The 1,341-nt window shown below is 56.5% G+C and carries 1 rRNA gene (running past one end of the window); it reads right to left on the bottom strand.

What is annotated here, in order from left to right:
* Window positions 1–21: 21 nt before the first annotated feature.
* Window positions 22–1,341: ribosomal RNA gene (locus ACZ69M_RS51045) — 23S ribosomal RNA — on the bottom strand (it continues 1,999 nt past the right edge of the window).

The raw sequence follows: 1,341 nt of genomic DNA, 5'->3' as shown, positions 1-1,341 counted from the left end.
ACACAGTGGACGCGAGCAACTGAGGACAAGCCCTCGGCCTATTAGTACCGGTCACCTCCAGCGGTTACCCGCCTTCCAGATCCGGCCTATCAACCCAGTCGTCTACTGGGAGCCTTAACCCCTCAAGGGGGTGGGAATACTCATCTCGAAGCAGGCTTCCCGCTTAGATGCTTTCAGCGGTTATCCCTCCCGAACGTAGCCAACCAGCCATGCCCTTGGCAGGACAACTGGCACACCAGAGGTTCGTCCGTCCCGGTCCTCTCGTACTAGGGACAGCCCTTCTCAATATTCCTACGCGCACAGCGGATAGGGACCGAACTGTCTCACGACGTTCTAAACCCAGCTCGCGTACCGCTTTAATGGGCGAACAGCCCAACCCTTGGGACCGACTCCAGCCCCAGGATGCGACGAGCCGACATCGAGGTGCCAAACCATCCCGTCGATATGGACTCTTGGGGAAGATCAGCCTGTTATCCCCGGGGTACCTTTTATCCGTTGAGCGACGGCGCTTCCACAAGCCACCGCCGGATCACTAGTCCCGACTTTCGTCCCTGCTCGACCCGTCGGTCTCACAGTCAAGCTCCCTTGTGCACTTACACTCAACACCTGATTACCAACCAGGCTGAGGGAACCTTTGGGCGCCTCCGTTACTCTTTAGGAGGCAACCGCCCCAGTTAAACTACCCATCAGACACTGTCCCTGATCCGGATCACGGACCCAGGTTAGACATCCAGCACGACCAGAGTGGTATTTCAACGACGACTCCACAACAGCTGGCGCTGCCGCTTCAAAGTCTCCCACCTATCCTACACAAGCCGAACCGAACACCAATATCAAACTGTAGTAAAGGTCCCGGGGTCTTTCCGTCCTGCTGCGCGAAACGAGCATCTTTACTCGTAGTGCAATTTCACCGGGCCTATGGTTGAGACAGTCGAGAAGTCGTTACGCCATTCGTGCAGGTCGGAACTTACCCGACAAGGAATTTCGCTACCTTAGGATGGTTATAGTTACCACCGCCGTTTACTGGCGCTTAAGTTCTCAGCTTCGCCACCCCGAAGAGTGACTAACCGGTCCCCTTAACGTTCCAGCACCGGGCAGGCGTCAGTCCGTATACATCGCCTTACGGCTTCGCACGGACCTGTGTTTTTAGTAAACAGTCGCTTCTCGCTGGTCTCTGCGGCCACCCCCAGCTCAGAGTGCAAGACTCATCACCAGTGATGGCCCCCCTTCTCCCGAAGTTACGGGGGCATTTTGCCGAGTTCCTTAACCATAGTTCACCCGAACGCCTCGGTATTCTCTACCTGACCACCTGAGTCGGTTTAGGGTACGGGCCGCCATGAA

This window comes from Streptomyces sp. NPDC107454 (genome assembly GCF_055582885.1).
This window is presented reverse-complemented; position numbering and strand designations above follow the sequence as displayed.